This window comes from Serratia sp. CY74737 (assembly GCF_052166775.1).
GTDB classification, from domain to species: domain Bacteria; phylum Pseudomonadota; class Gammaproteobacteria; order Enterobacterales; family Enterobacteriaceae; genus Serratia; species Serratia ureilytica.
In genome coordinates, this window is record NZ_JBJNOF010000001.1 from 33,807 (window position 1) to 50,464 (window position 16,658).

Genomic DNA, 16,658 nt, shown 5'->3' on the forward strand with positions numbered 1-16,658 from the left:
AGAAAATCGATGGGGCTATTCTCCCGCGTGAGCATATAATAATTAAATTGATTTATTTAATTCATATATGAATAAAACACATGAATTACTCACTCAAACAGCTGCGGGTATTCGTCGCCATCGCCCGCCACGGCAGCTTCAGCCGCGCCGGTGAGGCGATCGGCCTGACGCAATCGGCGGTCAGTCACAGCGTGAAAGAGCTGGAAGCGGAGGTCGGCGTGCGGCTGCTGGATCGCACCACGCGTGAAGTGGTGTTGACCGACGCCGGTCTGCGGTTGGCCAACCGGGTCGAGCGGCTGCTGGACGAACTGCAGGCCGCTTTGCTGGATGCGCGCAGCTTTGGCGTACAGCGCAGCGGCACGGTGCGGGTGGCGACGAGCCAAACCATTTCCGCCCATCTGATGCCGCAGTGCATCGCCGCCGGCGAGCGTGAATACCCGGAGATCCGCATCATGCTGCGCGATCAGGCGCAGCAGCAGGTGCTGCACAGCGTGCGCAACGCCGAGGTGGATTTCGGCATCGTGGTCGATCCGGTACAGGCAGTGGATCTGGAGTGCGAAGCGGTGCTGCACGAACCTTTCCTGTTGCTGTGCCGCGACGATCATCCGTTCGCTGCGCAGCAGGCGGTGCATTGGTCGGCGTTGAACGGTTGCCGCCTGGTGTTGCAGGATTATGCGTCGGGCAGCCGACCGCTGATCGACAGTGCGCTGAGACAGCAGGGCGTGGAGGCGCAGGTGGTGCAGGAAATCGGCCATCCGGCCACGCTGTTCCCGATGGTGGCGGAGGGGATTGGCATCAGCATTTTCCCGGCGTTGGCGCTGCCGTTGCCGGAAGGGGGGCGGCTCCGGGTGCGGCGGCTGGTGCCGGAAATTAACCGCGCGCTGATGCTGGTGCGGCGCAAGAACCGCTCACTGACGCCGGCGGCGGAGGCCATCTGGCAGGTGGCGCGTCAGCAGGCGGCGCTGCTGCAACAGCGCCGGCGGGAAAACGCGGCATATTGACTCAGATATAGACGTCCACCGCGTTAAGCGGCGTTGGGCGGTTTACGCCGTCGCCGGATTTCGCCGCGGCTTTTTCCATTTGTTCCTGCTGCTGCTTTTCCATTTCTTCTTTCTGGATGCGCGCGATCTCGGCCTGCAACATCTTGATCTGCGCTTCGATCAGCTGTTTCTGCTTCTCGATCTCTTTGGGATCGGCGCTGGAGTCCTTCAGCTCCACCAGCTTTTGCTGCAGCGCCTGAATCTGCCGGTTCAGCGCCTTGATGCGAGCCGAAGCGCGGCTTTCATTGAGGTTAACCGGTTCGTCATTGCCGTTGGCGCGTTCGTTTTTCTCCATCTTGCCGCCTTGCGGCTGGTTGTTGACCGGTTTGGCCATCAGCAATTCGCCCTGATGGCCCGGCGCGCTGAAGACGTTGCTGACGCCGGGGACGGTATTCTTGATCGGTACGATCATGGTGATGGTGGTCGACATGGTTGCTCTCCCTGAGTCTGGATCTCGCTGTTCAGGGTATCGGCAGCGGCGGCTAAATCTTTACCTGCCGCAGACGCGGCCAGCGCAGCAGCCAGCCTTTGTCGACCACGCGCTGGGCATAGGCCGTGCGATCGCCATTTTTCACGTTGAAGGTAATGGTGTCGTTGAACAGCGCCGCGAGCCCGAAAGGGGCGACCAGCGTGATGCTGTCGTCGGCGTTCAGGCGCGCGCCGATCGCCGTTTCCACTTCGGTCCAGAAGCTGATGGCCTCTTCGCTGTTGCGGTAGGGCGCGCGGCCGCTGCGCAGGTGCATGCGTGCCTGGTTCTTGACCGACCACGGCTGCGGCAGCCACTGCTGCAGCCGCGCCTCCAGCATGCGATCGCGTTCGGCGTCCGCCCGCTCCGCATCGAAGTGGATCACGTCGATATCGTTGAGCGGCGTGGGCTCCACATAGCCGTGGCGCCGATCCCACACCAGGTTGCGCACAAAGCCGGCGCCGAGGCACCAGTCATTCAGGCCGAGCCGGCGCACGGTGCGCAGGGCGGCCATGCGCGCGCTATCTTGTTGCAGCCAGTCTATAATTTGCCGTTGCGGATCCATCACCCCTCCTGTTTTCGCGGCTACTGTAACCCGAAGCGGCGGCGGGTGAAATGGGGGAAAGCGCGACGGCGGCGATCGCGTGCAAAATAATTTTCTTTTCCCACTGACTACACTTGGTGCAGGGCTTTTATCTCGTCACTCGGGGCAAGGGAGGGGGCTATGTATCAGGCAACGCTGGGCCAACGCGGCTATCGCTTTGGCGATCTGCGTCAGCTGATGGCGAAGGCTTCGCCGGCGCGTTCCGGCGATTATCTGGCGGAGGTGGCGGCGCAAAGCGCCGAAGAGCGTATGGCGGCGCGCATTGCGCTGGCGGACTTGCCGCTCAAGGCGTTCCTGCAGCAGGCGCTGGTGCCGTACGAACAGGACGAGGTGACGCGCCTGATTATCGATGGCCACGATGCCGCCGCCTTTGAGCCCATCTCGCACCTCACGGTCGGTGATTTTCGCGACTGGTTGCTGAGCGAGCAGGCGGACAGCGCCATGCTGGCGCAGGTGGCCGCCGGCATCACGCCGGAGATGGCGGCGGCGGTGAGCAAGCTCATGCGCAATCAGGATCTGATCCTGGTGGCGAAGAAGTGCCGGGTGGTGACGCGCTTTCGCAATACGATCGGCCTGCCGGGCCACCTCAGCGTGCGGCTGCAGCCCAATCACCCGACCGACAGCCTGCAGGGCATCGCCGCCAGCATGCTGGACGGCCTGTTGTACGGCAGCGGCGATGCGGTGGTCGGCATCAATCCGGCCAGCGACAGCCTGCCGCTGCTGGAAAAGCTCAACTACATGCTGGACGACGTGATCCAGCGCTTCGCCATTCCCACCCAATCCTGCGTGCTGACCCACGTGACCAACACGCTGCGGCTGATGGAGCGCGGCGCGCCGGTGGATCTGGTGTTTCAGTCGATCGCCGGTACCGAAGCGGCCAATCGCGGTTTCGGCATCAGTCTGGCGCTGCTGGCGGAGGCGCAGCAGGCGGCGCTGAGCCTCAAGCGCGGCACGTTGGGCGATAACGTAATGTACTTCGAAACCGGGCAGGGCAGTTGCCTGTCGGCTAACGCGCATCACGGCGTCGATCAGCAGACCTGCGAGGCGCGCGCCTATGCGGTGGCGCGGCATTTCTCACCGCTGCTGATCAACACCGTGGTGGGGTTTATCGGCCCTGAATACCTGTATGACGGCAAACAAATTATCCGCGCCGGGCTGGAGGATCACTTCTGCGGCAAGCTGCTCGGCCTGCCGCTGGGCTGCGATGTCTGTTACACCAACCATGCCGAGGCCGATCAGGATGATATGGACACGCTGCTGACGCTGTTGGCCGCCGCCGGGCTGACGTTCCTGATCGGCGTGCCGGGCGCGGATGACATCATGCTCAATTACCAAAGCACCTCGTTCCACGACGCGCTCTATATCCGTGAACTGCTGGGGCTGAAGCACGCGCCGGAGTTCGCCGCCTGGCTGGCGGCGATGAACATCACCGATGAACGCGGACGGCTGCGCGACGCCGCCGTCAATCACCCGCTGTTGCTGGCGCTGCAGGGAGAACGGACATGAGCAAACCGGTTCACGTCAACAGTTGGGACGCGCTGTGCGCCTTTACCGATGCGCGCATCGCGCTGGGGCGCACCGGCGCCAGTCTGCCGACCGACGAGCTGCTGCGCTTCGGCCTGGCCCATGCCCAGGCGCGCGACGCGGTGCATCAGCCATTCGAGAGCGAACGGCTGGCGGCGGATCTGCACGATGCCGGTTGGCCCACGCTGGCGGTGCACAGCCAGGCCGTTGACCGCGCCGCCTATCTGCGCCGTCCGGATCTGGGGCGGCGATTGGCGCCGGACAGCCGCAGCCTGCTGCTCGGCGTGCCGCCGCGCCGGACCGATCTGCTGCTGGTGGTGGCGGATGGCCTCTCTTCCAAGGCGGTGCACCGCCAGGCATTGCCGCTGTTGCAGGCGCTGCGGCCCTATCTCGATACGTTGGGGCTGGCGATCGCGCCGGTGGTGTTGGCGCATCAGGCGCGAGTGGCGCTGGGGGATGAGATCGGCGAGTGCCTGCAGGCCCGGGCGGTGGCGGTGCTGATCGGCGAACGGCCGGGGCTGTCGTCGCCGGACAGCCTGGGGGTTTATCTGACCTGGGAGCCGAACGCGCGCAGAAGGGACTCAGAGCGCAACTGCATCTCCAATGTGCGGCCGGAGGGGCTGGATTATCCGCAGGCGGCGTTCAAATTGGCCTGGCTGCTGGAACAGGCGTGTCGGCGAAGGCTGACCGGCGTCGAACTGAAAGACGAGAGCGACAACCCGGCGCTGCGCGGCCGCGTCACCCCGCTTTACGCCCAGTTGGGCGGTTGACCGATGGTTTGCTGCAGCAGGGCGGTGAAGGCCGCCAGGCGGGCGGACACTTTCGCCACCGGCCGCAGCAGATAGATGCCTTGCTGTTCATGGCGCGGATCTTCCAGCATCTGCACCAGCCGCCCATGCTGCACGTCCGGCCCCACCACCCAGTTGGGCAGAAAGGCGATGCCGAGGCCGAGCAGCGCCGCCTGACGCTGCGCGGTGAAGTCATCGCAACGCAGCGCCATGGTGCAGCGGTTCATCAACGCCGCGTCGAGGATCTGCGCCCAGCAGGCCGGCTGTTGTTTGTGGTAGCGGGCGATCAGCCGGTGCTGCGGCAGCGCCTCCAGATCGCTCGGCAGGCCATAGCGGGCGACGTAGCCGGGGCTGGCGCACATCACCCAGCGTTGGGTGGCGATGCGGCTGGCGTACAGCGCGCTGTCCTTCTGCTCGCCGATGCGGATGGCGGCGTCCAGCCGTTCCTGGGTCGGATCGGTCTGGCGTTCGGTCAGATCGAGATCGACCCACAGCTGAGGGTAACGTTCCGCCAGCGTCGGCAGCAGCGGCAGCACATAGGTTTTGCCGAAGGTCGGCAGGCAGCTGATGCGCAGCGTGCCCTGCGGCGTTTCGTTCAGCGCGTTCAGCTCGGCGCGAATGCCGGTAATGTCCGTCATCAGCGCGGCGGCGCGTGCCAGCAGCAGCTCGCCGGCGTCGGTCAGCAACAGGCCGCGGGTGGAACGCACGAACAGCGTCGCGCCGAGCGCGCTTTCCAGCGCATCGATATGGCGCACCAGCGAAGAAGGCACCATACCCAGCTGGCGCGCGGCGGCGGAAAAGCTGCCCAGGCGGGCCACGTCGAGAAAGATTGGCAGATGTTCTACATAGCGGGCGTCATTCATTTTTGCATTATATGCAAAAGCGTTTCTTATGAATACCCGCTTCTCTGTTGGCGATGCTGCGGCTACTCTGATTGCGGGTTGACGACGGGCTTCAGCGTCGCCGCATCCCGGCCGTATAGAGAGAAAACGCATAAACCTCACGGCGTTTAGCACCAAATAGCAGATGTTTTTCCCAGGCTGTGTGAGCCGCCTGTGGCGTTGATTGTCGCTCCAACACCAGATTAACCGTTCAATTTGATATCCGACTCAACCTTAATGATTAGTGAGTCTTTACTTTCACTTATCTTCCTGTTGTTTCTGGATATCGGCCGGCCAGCCGTGCCGGTTTTTTTGTCGCCTCAGGCTGAATCGTTCCAACTGATGAACGCGCCTGAGGGACATCTTGGCCCGCCGTCGGCGGGTCTTTTGAACGCGTGGAACCGCAGTTCCGCGCTGGTGGAGGAGTCAGCATGAACGAAAAACACGGGTGTTCCTGTGCGCGCCATTTGGCGCAGGGTTTCGCCAGGCAGTCGATCAACGCCGGGGAGGGCGAAATCTATCAAATCTCGCTGATGAGCGCGCTCATCGACGGGGTTTATGAAGGGGAGACCACCATCGCCGAATTGCTGAAACACGGCGATTTCGGCCTCGGCACCTTCAATCATCTGGATGGCGAACTGATCGCGTTCGATCAGGAAATACACCAGCTGCGCGCCGACGGCAGCGCCCGCCCGGCCGGTTTGCAACAGAAAACCCCTTTCGCCGTCGTCACCTTTTTCCAGCCCAGCGTCAGCCAGCAATTCGATCGGCCGATCACCAAGGCGCAACTGCACCAATGCATCGATGAACAGGTCGCCTCGCCGAACCTGTTCTGCGCGGTGCGGGTCGACGGTGAGTTCAGCCATGTCGAAACCCGCACCGTGCCGCGTCAGGAACGGCCTTACCGCCCAATGCTGGAAGCGATAGAAGAGCAGCCGACCTTCTCGTTCCATCAGCGGCGCGGCACGCTGGTCGGCTTCCGCTCGCCCGATTACATGCAGGGCATCGGCGTGGCCGGCTATCACGAACACTTCGTTACCGACGACCGCAGCGGCGGCGGCCACGTGTTGGATTACCAGCTCGATCATGGCCGCCTGCAGTTCGGCGTCATCACCCGTCTCAATCTTCAGTTACCGCATGATGCGGATTTCTTGCGCGCCAACCTCTGTCCAGAGGATTTGGATCGCGCGATTCGTTCCGCCGAGGGCTAATCCCGGCGATCGTTTTCTTAAGAGGTGGAACCATGGCACAGGAAAAAACAGGCAATGACTGGCAATGCGGCGCCGACTTGGTGGTGAAAAACCTGGAAGCGCAGGGCGTCAAACACGTTTTCGGCATTCCGGGCGCCAAGATCGACCGGGTGTTCGATTCGCTGGAAGATGCGCCGTCGATCGAAACGGTGGTGGTGCGCCATGAGGCCAACGCGGCCTTTATGGCGGCCGCGGTCGGCCGCCTGACCGGCAAGGCGGGGGTGGCGCTGGTCACCTCCGGGCCGGGCAGCTCCAACCTGATCACCGGGCTGGCAACCGCCACCTCGGAAGGGGATGCGGTGGTGGCCTTCGGCGGCGCGGTGAAGCGCGCCGACAGCCTGAAGCAGACGCACCAGAGCATGGATACCGTCAGCATGTTCCGGCCGGTGACCAAATACTGCGCCGAAGTGCATGCCGGTTCGGCGATTTCCGAGGTGATCGCCAACGCCTTCCGCCGCGCCGAGTTCGGCCGGCCGGGGGCGTCGTTCGTCAGCCTGCCGATGGATATCGTCAATGAGCCGGTCACGGCGCCGGTGCTGGCGGGCTGCCGCTTGCCGCGCATGGGGGCCGCAGCGGCGGACGACATTCAGGCGGCGGTGAAACTTATCCGCCAGGCCAAATGCCCGGTGCTGTTGCTGGGCTTGCAGGCCAGCCGGCCGGAGAACAGCGAGGCGGTGCGCCATCTGCTGTACCGCACCCATATGCCGGTGGTCGGCACCTATCAGGCGGCGGGGGTGATTGACGTCAATCACTTTGCCCGTTTCGCCGGCCGCGTCGGCCTGTTCAACAACCAGCCGGCCGATCAGCTGCTGCAAAAGGCCGATCTGGTGGTCAGCGTCGGTTACGATCCGATCGAATACGATCCGTGCATGTGGAACAGCCACGGGCGGCTGAAGCTGGTGCATATCGACGTGCTGCCGGCGGACATCGATACCTGCTATCGGCCGGACGTCGAGCTGGTGGGCAACATCAGCGCCACGCTGAACATGATGACCGAAGCGTTCAATGAGGCGGTCTGCGTCCCGGCGGAGGTGGAACTGATCCTGACCGATCTCGGCCGCCAGCGCGCCGAATTGGCGGAACGCGCCGCGCGCCGCGGCGGCATGCCGATCCATCCGTTGCGCATCGTCAAGGAGCTGCAGGACATCGTCAGCGACGACGTGACGCTGTGCGTGGACATGGGTAGTTTCCACATCTGGATAGCCCGCTATCTTTACAGTTTCCGCGCTCGCCAGCTGTTGATCTCCAACGGCCAGCAAACCATGGGGGTAGCGCTGCCGTGGGCCATTGGCGCGGCGCTGGTGCGCCCCGGCGACAAGGTGGTGTCAATCTCCGGCGACGGCGGCTTCATGCAGTCGAGCATGGAGCTGGAGACCGCGGTGCGGCTGAAAAACAACATCGTGCACGTGATCTGGGTCGATAACGCTTACAACATGGTGGAAATGCAGGAAGTGAACAAATACCAGCGCAAATCCGGCGTGGAGTTCGGGCCGATCGACTTCAAGGCCTACGCGGAATCCTGCGGCGCGGTCGGTTTCGCCGTGCAGTCGGTGGACGATCTGCGGCCGATGCTGCGCAAGGCGATGGCGATCCAGGGGCCGGTGGTGGTGGCCATTCCGGTCGACTACGCCGATAACTATAAGCTGATGGCGCAGATGAACTTCAGCCAGATGATTTAATTTCATCATCCTCGCGCCGTTTCACCGGGGCAGGCCGCTTGCGCGCCTGCCCGTTTTTATGCGCGGAATTTGTCCTTTACATCGCTAACTGCATGATTTATTGCTATCCGTTCGGCTGTTTTTTCACCACTGGGGATAGCGCAATGAAAAGAAAAGCAATAACGATCGGGCTGCTGGCGTTGGCGATTGCCGGCGGCGCGCGGGCCAATACGCTGGTCTACTGTTCCGAAGGCTCGCCGGAAGGCTTCAACCCACAGCTGTTCACCTCCGGCACCACGGTAGACGCCAGTTCGGCGGCGATCTACAACCGGCTGGTGGATTTCAAACCCGGCACCGTCGAGCTGCAACCCAGCCTGGCGGAAAGCTGGGAGGTGAGCGAAGACGGCAAGCGCTATACCTTCCATCTGCGCAAGGGCGTGGCATTCCAGAGCAATAAATATTTCACGCCCACCCGCGATTTCAACGCCGATGACGTCATCTTCTCGTTTATGCGCCAGAAGGACGCCAACAACCCATATCACAAGGTCTCCAATGGCGCCTACACCAACTTCGAGTCGATGGAGTTCGGCACGCTGATTGACCGGATCGTCAAGGTGGATGAGCACACCGTGCGCTTTGAGCTCTCCCGCGCCGAGGCGCCGTTTGTCGCCGATCTGGGCATGTATTTCGCCACCATTTTATCGGCGGAATATGCCGACGCGATGCTGAAGGCCGGCACGCCGCAGCGGGTGGACAACGATCCGATCGGCACCGGGCCGTTCCAACTGGTGCAGTACCAGAAGGACGCGAAAATCCTCTACAAGGCGTTCGACCGCTACTGGGAAGGCAAGCCGAAGCTTGATCGGCTGGTGTTCTCGATCACGCCGGATGCGGCGGTGCGTTACGCCAAGCTGCAAAAGAACGAATGCCAGGTGATGCCGTTCCCCAACCCGGCGGATCTGGCGCGCATGCGGCAGGACGGCAATCTTCAGGTAATGGAAAAATCCGGCTTGAATATCGGCTTCCTGGCGTTCAACACCCAGAAGAAACCGTTGGATAACGTAAAGGTGCGCCAGGCGTTGGCGCTGGCGGTCAACAAGCCGGCGATCATCGACGCGGTGTTCCACGGCGCCGGTCAGCCGGCCAAGAACCTGCTGCCGCCGGCCCAATGGGGCAGCAACGCGCAGCTTGAAGACTACCCGTATTCACCGGAGCGGGCGAAGCAGCTGTTGCAGGAGGCCGGGCTGGGGCAGGGCTTCGACATCGATCTGTGGGCGATGCCGGTGCAGCGGCCCTATAACCCCAACGCCAAGCGCATGGCGGAGATGATCCAGGCCGATTGGGCTAAAATCGGCGTGCGCGCCAAAATCGTCACCTTCGAGTGGGGCGAGTATTTACAGCGGATTAAAAACGGCGAACACCAGACCGCGCTGATGGGCTGGACCACCGCCAACGGCGATCCGGACAACTTCTTCGGCCCGCTGTTCACCTGCGCTTCGCTTGGCGGTTCGAACTCGGCGAAATGGTGCTATAAACCGTTCGACCAGCTGATCCTGCAGGCGCGAGAGGAGAACGATCACGCCAAACGGGTGGCGATGTATCAGCAGGCGCAGGTGATGATGCACGATCAGATGCCGGCGTTGATGATTGCGCACTCGACCATCTTCGAACCTGTGCGCAAGGAAGTGAAAGGCTACGAGATAGACCCGTTCGGCAAACACATCTTCAACCAGGTGTCGCTGGAGAAGTAACGACAAGGCCGGGATAACCCGGCCTTTTTCATGCCTGTGGTGCGTCGCAGTGGTAGCGGCCGCGCGGGATCACCAGCGGCGTGTGGGACAGCGGATCGTCGATGATCATGCACGGCATGCCGAACACCCGCTCCACCAGTTCGGCGGTAATGATCTCCGCCGGTTTCCCTTCCGCCACGATCTTGCCGTCGCGCATGGCGATGATGTGATCGGCATAGCGGCAGGCGTGGTTGAGATCGTGCAGCACCGCGATCAGGGTTTGACCGCGCTCGCGGTTGAGCTGGCGGAACAGATCCAGCAGCTCGATCTGGTGCGCGATGTCCAGATACGTCGTCGGTTCATCCAGCAGCAGCAGCGGCGTTTGCTGCGCCAATGCCATCGCTACCCAGACGCGTTGACGCTGCCCGCCGGACAGCTCGTCGACGCTGCGATCCGCCAGTTGGCTGACGTTGGTGGCCTCCATGGCGGCTTCCACCGCTTGTTTGTCGGCCTGTGTCCACTGTTTCAGCAGGCTCTGGTGCGGATAGCGGCCGCGCGACACCAGGTCCGCCACGGTGATGCTGTCCGGTGCGATCGAGGTTTGCGGCAGCAGGCCAAGCTCGCGCGCCAGCGCCTTGGTGGCGAAACTGCTGATGTTCTTGCCGTCCAGCATCACCTCGCCGGCGCTGGGTTTCAGCAGGCGGCACAGGGCGCGCAACAGCGTCGATTTGCCGCAGGCGTTCGGCCCGACGATCACCGTAAAGGCGCCGTCGGGGATCGCCACGCTCAGATCGTCAGCGATGATTTTATTGTCGTAGCCCAGCTTCAGGTGCGAGGCGTGCAGGCGGTGGCTCATGGCATTATCACTCTTCATTATCTATCTGCGGGCCTCACGGATGAGCAGCCAAATCAGGTACAGGCCGCCGATGCAGACGGTCACGATCCCGACCGGCAGTTGGATCGGCGCGAAAAGATGTTGGGACACCACGTCGGCGCCGAGCAGCAGCGCCGCGCCCATCAGCGCTGAGGACGTCAGGGTGACCGAGGATTGTCCGGCCAGGCGGCGGGCGATTTGCGGCGCCGCCAGCGCGATAAAGGAAATCGGCCCGGCGGTGGCGGTGACGGCGGCGGTGAGGGTGACGCCGAACAGCATCAGCCACAGTCGGCTGCTTTCGGCATTGACGCCCAGCGCGCGCGCCGTGTCGTCGCCCATTTCCAGCAGCAGCAGCCGTTTGCCCATCAACAGCGCGGCCGCGGCCGCCAGCAGGATGAACGCCGTGGCGGGCTGGGCTTTCTGCCAGGTCATGCCGTTGAGCGAACCGGCCTGCCACATGGCGGCGTCCATGGCGCGCTCGAGCGAGGCAGTGATGATTAGCCAGGTATTGGTGGAGACCAGCACCGCGCTGATGGCGATGCCGACGATGATCAGCCGGAAGCCGGCGATGCCTTGCCGCCAGGCCAGCAGGTAGATGGCCAGTGCGGCGAGAATACCGCCGGCCAGCGCGCCGCCGGCGATGTAGTAATAGCCGCCGTTGAACAGGGTGATGGCGATCAGCGCGCCGGTGTAAGCCCCCATGTTAAAGCCAATCACGTCCGGGCTGCCGAGCGGGTTGCGGATAATCGACTGGAAGATGGCGCCGCTCATGCCGAGCGCGGCACCTAACAGCAGCGCCATGGCGATGCGCGGCAAGCGCCATTGGGTGACCACGGTGACCAGGTTTTTCGGCGCCTCGCCGGTCAGCGCGGCAAAAACCTGCTCCAGCGAAAGTTGCAGCGTGCCGTAGCACAGGGCGGCGACGGCCATCGCCAGACACAGCGCCAACAGTGAAAGGTTGACCAGCAGCAGGCGCAGCGGCAGGCGCCCGTTGATGACGCCGTCCGGGCGGCCGATATGCAGCGTGTGCGGAAGACTCATCAAAGACCCCCGAGCGTTTTCTTGCGGCGCACCAGCCAGATCAGCACCGGCGCGCCGATGAAGGCCGCCACGATGGAAACGCGCAGCTCACCGGCCGCCAGCAAGCGGCCGACCACGTCGGCGCACAGCAGTAAAATCGGCGCCAGCAGCATGGAGTAGGGCAGGATCCAGCGTTGGTCGGGGCCGACCCACCAGCGGGCGATATGCGGCACCATCAGGCCGATGAAACTGATCGGGCCGACGGTGGCGGTCGCCGCGCCGCACAGCAGCGTAATGGCGAGCACTGCGATCGCCTGAGTCAGCACTACGCGCGCGCCGAGCGCGATAGCCAGATCTTCCCCCATGCCGATGGTATTCAGCGGCCGGGCGATGAGCAGCGTCAGCAGGCAGCCGAGCAAAATGGCGGGGGCGGTCACCGGCAGGGTGGCCAGCGTGCGGATATCCAGCGTGCCGGCCTGCCAGAAGCGCAGTTGGTCGAAGGTTTGCGGATCGATCAGCGACAGCCCGGTGGTGATGCCGACCAGCACTGCGCCGATCGCCACGCCGGCCAGCGTCAGCCGCACCGGGTTGATGCGCCCGCCCGCCAGCGTGCCTATCACGTAGACCAGCAGGGTGGTGACGGCCGCGCCGACGAAGGCGTAGGCCATATAGCTTTCGGTGGTGGCCGCGCCGAAAAACATGATGCCGATCACCACGGCGAAGCTGGCGCCGGCGTTGATGCCGAGCACGCCGGGATCGGCCAGCGGATTGCGCGTCAACGCCTGAATCAGCGCGCCGGCGGCGCCGAGCGCCATGCCGGCCAAGATGCCCGCCAGCGTACGGGGCACCCGGGCATTGAGAATGATGGTGCTGTCGGAGCCACTCGCGGCACCCTGCAGGCTGAGCCAGACGGTATGGAAGGGGATGGCTTTGGAACCCAGCATCAGGCTGGCAATGATGCACAGCAACAACAACGCCAAGCCGATACCGAACCCGGCGATGCGTTTGAAGCCACTGGCGTAAGCTGCGTGCGGTGCGGACGAAAGCGTCCGCTCAGTCGGAGTGGGTACGTTCACACCGGTAACTCCTTTATGATTTTTATTCTCATTGTTATTTGCGTTCGTGAAGGGCGCCAATAGTAACACGAGTTTACGCCCGCATGCACCCGCCGGTTGGTGGCGAAGGCGCGTGGACGATGTTAATAACTATTGATATTTCAATTGATTGAATGTGAATGGTTGCCCCGTTTGCGAAAAGCGTCGGCAGGGGACTGGCTTGCCGACGGCGTGATTCAGGGCTTTTTGAACAACCGTTCGATTTGGTTCAGCATGTTGGTGGCGCTGTAGTAATCGAGGCGGAAGGTATCGTTGCCGACGGCGTAGACGTGCCGCTGTTCCACCGGTTCGAGATGTTTGAGGAACGGGTTGGCCAGCACCTCTTGCACTTTACGCTCATTGGTGGCGAACAGGATCAGGGTTTTGCCGTTCAGGCCTTCGGCCATTTTTTCGCCGGAGATCTGGATGATGTCATGGCGTTTACCCATGCTGGCGTTGCCTTTGGCGCTTTCCGGCGGGGTAGCCAGCTGGAAGCCGAGCTGGGTCAGCAGCTTGCCTTGGGCGGAGCCCGGCGTCCACAGCATGGCTTCGCGGCCGTTGTCGGCATACACCAGCGGCGTGGTCGGCTGCGGCGGCAGGGTAATCGCCTGCTTCACTTGTTCCACGCGCTGCTCGAAACGATCTTCCGCCTGTTTGGCACCGGCTTCGTGACCGGTGATCTCACCGAGCTCGCTGGCCAGCTGTTGCCAGCTTTTGTCGCCGTAATCGAGCACCAGCGTCGGCGCAATGGCGGACAGCTGATCGTACAGTTTCAGCGCCGAATCACCGCCGGTCGCGGCGACGACGATCAAATCCGGGGCGGCGGCGGCGACGGCTTCGGCATTGGGTTCCACCTGATACAGCCGTTCGACGTGGCGCTGTTTGGCCACTTCGCTCCACTGGGTAAAGAAGCCTTGTTGATCGGCCACCAGGGGATTTGGACTGGTGGCGGCGCTGGCGACCACCGGGGCGTCGATAGCCAGTAACGTGCCGGTGATGGTGACGCTGGTGGATACGATGCGCTGCGGCGGTTTTTCCAGCGTGAACTTCCCTTTGGCGCTATCGATGGTGCGCGGCCAACTGCTGTCGGCAGCGGGGGCGGACGGTTTCTGCCCGTCGCTCTTGTCGTCCGGGCCGCAGCCGCTGAGCAGCAAGGCCGCGGCGGCAATAACTGAAATGAACAGCTGACGTAAGGATAGGGTCATGAGCGGGCTCTTTCTTTCCTTGCACAAAGGCGTATCAATCCGCGTGCGGATTGCTGGGGAGTGTTATGCCCGCTAATTTACCATTCAAGCCGTAAAAATGATAACCATTCGTATCTCAGTGCGTGGCGAATGAAGAAAGGGAGGCGAACGGCAGAAACGAAAAAAGCGCCAAAAGGCGCTTTTTTCTGAATTGGTGGGTCGTGCAGGATTGATTCGGCCTGTGGCCCTCACCCTGCGGGCAACGCTGCGCGTTGTCGTATCGCTGCGCGATGCTCGAACCTGAACGCAGGATCTCACCCGCACGACTCAGTGGGCCATGTCAGTAAGAAGATAAAAGCAGATTCAGATGGCGCAGAAACGAAAAAAGCGCCAAAAGGCGCTTTTCTCTGAATTGGTGGGTCGTGCAGGATTCGAACCTGCGACCAATTGATTAAAAGTCAACTGCTCTACCAACTGAGCTAACGACCCGCAGAAGTGGTGGGTGATGACGGGCTCGAACCGCCGACCCCCTCCGTGTAAAGGAGATGCTCTACCAACTGAGCTAATCACCCACTTCAGGACTTCCAGGCACTGCTAAACGAGAGAATGATGGTGGGTGATGACGGGCTCGAACCGCCGACCCCCTCCGTGTAAAGGAGATGCTCTACCAACTGAGCTAATCACCCTCATTCGTTCTCATTTTTCTCAACAAGATGGTGGGCGATGACGGGCTCGAACCGCCGACCCCCTCCGTGTAAAGGAGATGCTCTACCAACTGAGCTAATCGCCCCGTCTTGTTGGAGTCGCATTATAGGGATAGTTCAAAGTGAGTCAACGGTTTTTAAAATGATTTCAATCGTTCGCCGCAAATTTAGGCAGGGCGCGATAATTATCGCCAACGGCGCCGATTCTTTGCGCAACGCTATGCGAAACTCGCCGCAAAACGCGCGAAATCGACCGGCGCAATATCGTGTCGGCGTTGAGGAATTAGCGCGTGGTGATACAATGTCGTCCACTCTTTTTTCAATTCCGAGCAATCGTCGGCCATCGCCGACACGCGTTGCGTAATAAGGCAGTGAACCCAATGAAAATCAAAACCCGTTTTGCACCGAGCCCGACCGGCTATCTTCACGTCGGCGGCGCGCGTACCGCACTTTACTCCTGGCTGTTCAGCCGCCATGCGGGCGGTGAGTTCGTTCTGCGTATCGAAGATACCGATCTGGAACGTTCTACCCAGGACGCGATCGACGCAATTATGGATGGCATGAACTGGTTGAACCTGGATTGGGATGAAGGCCCGTACTTCCAGACCAAGCGTTTCGATCGCTACAACGCGGTCATCGACGAAATGCTGGAGCAGGGCACGGCCTATAAATGCTATTGCTCCAAGGAACGCCTGGAAGCGCTGCGCGAGAAGCAGATGGAAAACGGCGAGAAGCCGCGTTACGACGGCCACTGCCGCGACAGCCAGTGCAGCCACACCGACGACGAGCCGCACGTGGTGCGCTTCCGCAACCCGCAGGAAGGGTCGGTGATCTTCGACGATAAAATTCGCGGCCCGATCGAATTCAGCAACCAGGAGCTGGACGATCTGATCATCCGCCGCACCGACGGTTCGCCAACCTATAACTTCTGCGTCGTCGTCGATGACTGGGACATGGAAATCACCCACGTGATCCGTGGCGAAGACCACATCAACAACACCCCGCGCCAGATCAACATTCTGAAAGCGCTGGGCGCGCCGGTGCCGGAATACGCGCACGTGTCGATGATCCTCGGCGACGACGGTAAAAAGCTGTCCAAGCGTCACGGCGCCGTGGGCGTGATGCAGTACCGCGACGACGGCTATCTGCCGCAGGCGCTGCTGAACTACCTGGTGCGTCTGGGCTGGTCCCACGGCGATCAGGAGATCTTCTCCATCGACGAGATGAAAGAGTTCTTCACGCTGGAAGCGATCAACAAATCCGCCAGCGCGTTCAACACCGAGAAGCTGCAGTGGCTGAACCACCACTACATCAACCATATGCCGGCGGAAGAAGTGGCGGTGCATCTGGCATGGCACGTTGAGCAACTGGGCATTGAAACCCGCAACGGGCCGGAACTGAAGGACATCGTCAAGCTGCTGGGCGAGCGCTGCAAGACGCTGAAAGAGATGGCGGAGTCTTGCCGTTACTTCTACGAAGACTTCAGCGAGTTCGACGCCGACGCCGCCAAGAAGCACCTGCGTCCGGTCGCGCGTCAGCCGCTGGAAGCGGTGCGTGCCAAGCTGGCCGCCATCACCGTCTGGACGCCGGAAAACGTGCACGACGCAATTCAGGGCACGGCGGATGAGCTGGGCGTCGGCATGGGTAAAGTCGGCATGCCGCTGCGTGTCGCGGTGACCGGCGCCGGCCAGTCGCCGGGCATGGACGTGACCGTGCATGCGATCGGCCAGAAGCGTTCGCTGCAGCGTATCGATATGGCGCTGGCTTACATCGCCGAGCGTGAAGCCCAAGCCTGATTAGGCTGATACGCCTTAAAGAAAAAGCCCCGTGGAGCGATCCCG

14 protein-coding genes, 4 tRNA genes and 1 other RNA gene are annotated in these 16,658 nt (G+C 62.2%); 7 read left to right on the top strand and 12 right to left on the bottom strand.

All coding sequences use genetic code 11. The features are described from left to right. Positions 1-80 precede the first annotated feature (80 nt). Positions 81-1,001, top strand: coding sequence for a LysR family transcriptional regulator (locus ACJ8PE_RS00165; RefSeq protein ID WP_164057251.1), 921 nt, complete (start codon positions 81-83; stop codon positions 999-1,001). 1 nt (position 1,002) lies between these two features. On the opposite strand, the gene ACJ8PE_RS00170 is transcribed toward ACJ8PE_RS00165, so the two are convergent. After that, entirely contained in the window at positions 1,003-1,470 is a 468-nt protein-coding gene (locus ACJ8PE_RS00170) for a FlxA-like family protein (protein WP_197761672.1), read from the bottom strand. A 52-nt stretch (positions 1,471-1,522) separates the two neighbouring features. Further along, entirely contained in the window at positions 1,523-2,071 is a 549-nt protein-coding gene (locus ACJ8PE_RS00175; protein WP_197761673.1) for a nucleotidyltransferase family protein, read from the bottom strand. A gap of 159 nt (positions 2,072-2,230) precedes the next feature. Here ACJ8PE_RS00175 and ACJ8PE_RS00180 point away from each other — a divergent pair, with 159 nt between their 5' ends. Together ACJ8PE_RS00180 and eutC are read left to right on the top strand one after the other, a co-directional pair. Next, entirely contained in the window at positions 2,231-3,616 is a 1,386-nt protein-coding gene (locus ACJ8PE_RS00180; protein ID WP_197793770.1) for an ethanolamine ammonia-lyase subunit EutB, read from the top strand. Continuing rightward, on the top strand, positions 3,613-4,404 hold the full coding sequence (gene eutC, locus ACJ8PE_RS00185) for an ethanolamine ammonia-lyase subunit EutC (protein ID WP_197761675.1): 792 nt from the start codon (positions 3,613-3,615) through the stop codon (positions 4,402-4,404). Before ACJ8PE_RS00180 ends, eutC begins: the two co-directional genes overlap by 4 nt. Here the strand turns inward: eutC and ACJ8PE_RS00190 are convergent. Then, positions 4,383-5,285 carry a LysR family transcriptional regulator gene (locus ACJ8PE_RS00190; RefSeq protein WP_033652550.1) on the bottom strand — a complete coding sequence of 301 codons (903 nt, stop codon included), beginning with the start codon at positions 5,283-5,285 and terminating at the stop codon, positions 4,383-4,385. The genes eutC and ACJ8PE_RS00190 overlap by 22 nt on opposite strands. Positions 5,286-5,734: 449 nt before the next feature. Here ACJ8PE_RS00190 and budA point away from each other — a divergent pair, with 449 nt between their 5' ends. The 3 genes from budA (at position 5,735) to ACJ8PE_RS00205 (ending at position 9,962) form a co-directional block, all read left to right on the top strand. After that, a complete protein-coding gene (gene budA / locus ACJ8PE_RS00195) occupies positions 5,735-6,514 on the top strand; it encodes an acetolactate decarboxylase (RefSeq protein ID WP_033643951.1) in 780 nt (259 codons plus the stop codon). A gap of 32 nt (positions 6,515-6,546) precedes the next feature. Next, positions 6,547-8,232: an acetolactate synthase AlsS gene (gene alsS, locus ACJ8PE_RS00200; RefSeq protein WP_197761676.1), complete on the top strand. Its 1,686-nt coding sequence runs from the start codon at positions 6,547-6,549 to the stop codon at positions 8,230-8,232. A 143-nt stretch (positions 8,233-8,375) separates the two neighbouring features. Beyond that, on the top strand, positions 8,376-9,962 hold the full coding sequence (locus tag ACJ8PE_RS00205; RefSeq protein ID WP_197792568.1) for an ABC transporter substrate-binding protein: 1,587 nt from the start codon (positions 8,376-8,378) through the stop codon (positions 9,960-9,962). A 28-nt stretch (positions 9,963-9,990) separates the two neighbouring features. Here the strand turns inward: ACJ8PE_RS00205 and ACJ8PE_RS00210 are convergent, their stop codons facing one another. The 9 genes from ACJ8PE_RS00210 to ACJ8PE_RS00250 form a co-directional block, all read right to left on the bottom strand. Further along, on the bottom strand, positions 9,991-10,797 hold the full coding sequence (locus ACJ8PE_RS00210; protein ID WP_197761712.1) for an ABC transporter ATP-binding protein: 807 nt from the start codon (positions 10,795-10,797) through the stop codon (positions 9,991-9,993). A 21-nt stretch (positions 10,798-10,818) separates the two neighbouring features. After that, positions 10,819-11,856, bottom strand: a complete 1,038-nt coding sequence (fepG, locus tag ACJ8PE_RS00215) for an iron-enterobactin ABC transporter permease (protein WP_197761679.1) — start codon at positions 11,854-11,856, stop codon at positions 10,819-10,821. Next, positions 11,856-12,911: a Fe(3+)-siderophore ABC transporter permease gene (gene fepD, locus ACJ8PE_RS00220; protein WP_197761681.1), complete on the bottom strand. Its 1,056-nt coding sequence runs from the start codon at positions 12,909-12,911 to the stop codon at positions 11,856-11,858. The genes fepG and fepD overlap by 1 nt, the downstream gene beginning before the upstream one ends. Positions 12,912-13,126: 215 nt before the next feature. Continuing rightward, positions 13,127-14,134 carry a Fe2+-enterobactin ABC transporter substrate-binding protein gene (gene fepB, locus ACJ8PE_RS00225; RefSeq protein WP_046896262.1) on the bottom strand — a complete coding sequence of 336 codons (1,008 nt, stop codon included), beginning with the start codon at positions 14,132-14,134 and terminating at the stop codon, positions 13,127-13,129. 191 nt (positions 14,135-14,325) lie between these two features. Beyond that, positions 14,326-14,451: non-coding RNA, RtT sRNA (locus ACJ8PE_RS00230), on the bottom strand. 75 nt (positions 14,452-14,526) lie between these two features. After that, positions 14,527-14,602 (bottom strand) — tRNA-Lys (locus ACJ8PE_RS00235). A 7-nt stretch (positions 14,603-14,609) separates the two neighbouring features. Further along, positions 14,610-14,685 (bottom strand) — tRNA-Val (locus tag ACJ8PE_RS00240). Between the two features lie 38 nt (positions 14,686-14,723). Next, positions 14,724-14,799 (bottom strand) — tRNA-Val (locus ACJ8PE_RS00245). Positions 14,800-14,827: 28 nt separating this feature from the next. After that, positions 14,828-14,903: transfer RNA gene (locus ACJ8PE_RS00250), tRNA-Val, on the bottom strand. Between the two features lie 294 nt (positions 14,904-15,197). Here ACJ8PE_RS00250 and gltX point away from each other — a divergent pair. Further along, the gene (gltX, locus tag ACJ8PE_RS00255) at positions 15,198-16,613 is read left to right on the top strand and encodes a glutamate--tRNA ligase (RefSeq protein ID WP_033643946.1); all 1,416 of its coding nucleotides are present in this window, start codon (positions 15,198-15,200) and stop codon (positions 16,611-16,613) included. Positions 16,614-16,658: the final 45 nt, after the last annotated feature.